Raw genomic sequence first — 1,191 nt, forward strand, 5'->3', positions numbered from 1 at the left:
ATCAGTAGCTATTGGAGCATTGGCCTGCGCAGTTGTCAAACCTGCAGTATCGCTACATTGCAAAGTCACATCCAATGCGGCTGGAGCCGTAGTCCATGTTGGCGCTGTAGTGTCCTGAATTGTAATGGTTTGAGTAAATACAGTCGATACATTGGTACAAACATCTGTAGCGGTCCAGGTATTGGTATACGTTCCGGAGTTTATACAGTTTCCGGCTACGAAAGCACCTGAAACTTTAGTATAACTCACCGTTCCTCCACAATTATCAGTAGCTACCGGTGCATTGGCCTGAGCGGTTGTCAAATCAGCAGTATCACTACATTGCAAAGTCACATCCAATGCGGCTGGCGCAGTTGTCCATGTTGGTGCGGTAGTGTCTTGAATTGTAATGGTTTGAGTAAACACAGTCGATACATTGGTACAAACATCTGTAGCCGTCCAGGTATTGGTATAAGTTCCAGAGTTTATGCAGTTTCCAGCCACGAAAGCCCCAGAAACTTTGGTATAAGTCACCGTTCCTCCACAATTATCAGTAGCTATTGGAGCATTGGCCTGCGCAGTTGTCAAACCTGCAGTATCGCTACATTGTAAAGTCACATCCAATGCGGCTAGAGCCGTAGTCCATGTTGGCGCTGTAGTGTCTTGAATTGTAATGGTTTGAGTAAATACAGTCGATACATTGGTACAAACATCTGTGGCGGTCCAGGTATTGGTATAAGTTCCGGAGTTTATGCAGTTTCCGGCAACGAAAGCTCCAGAAACTTTGGTATAAGTCACAGTTCCTCCACAATTGTCAGTAGCTATTGGAGCATTGGCTTGAGCAGTTGTCAAACCTGCAGTATCGCTACATTGCAAAGTCACATCCAATGCGGCTGGCGCAGTTGTCCATGTTGGCGCAGTGATATCTTGATCATTAATTACTTTGGTACATGTTGATTCACAGCCATTGATATCTTTGATTACTACAGTTAACGTAAATGGCGCACTGCAAGTAGCACCAGTATTTACTAAAACGGTTTGTCCCGAAAGATTACCACTAATAGTAGCATTTCCTGAAATTGACCAAGTGTAATTGCTCATACCTGCAGGTGCTGAATAACTATTAGCTGTTGACGATGGACAAAGTGGACCATCAGATCCGGCAATCAAACATACTGGTAAAGGATTTACCGTAACTGTTACTGTAAAGGT

Annotated in this window: 1 protein-coding gene; it reads right to left on the reverse strand. The window is 44.1% G+C overall.

Going from position 1 to position 1,191, the window contains the following annotated elements; genetic code table 11:
- A partial coding sequence (locus C245_RS0122490; protein ID WP_026110235.1) for an Ig-like domain-containing protein occupies nucleotides 1-1,191 on the reverse strand: 1,191 nt, incomplete at both ends.

The sequence above is a fragment of the Flavobacterium sp. WG21 genome (assembly GCF_000335775.1).
In the GTDB taxonomy this organism is placed as follows: domain Bacteria; phylum Bacteroidota; class Bacteroidia; order Flavobacteriales; family Flavobacteriaceae; genus Flavobacterium; species Flavobacterium tructae.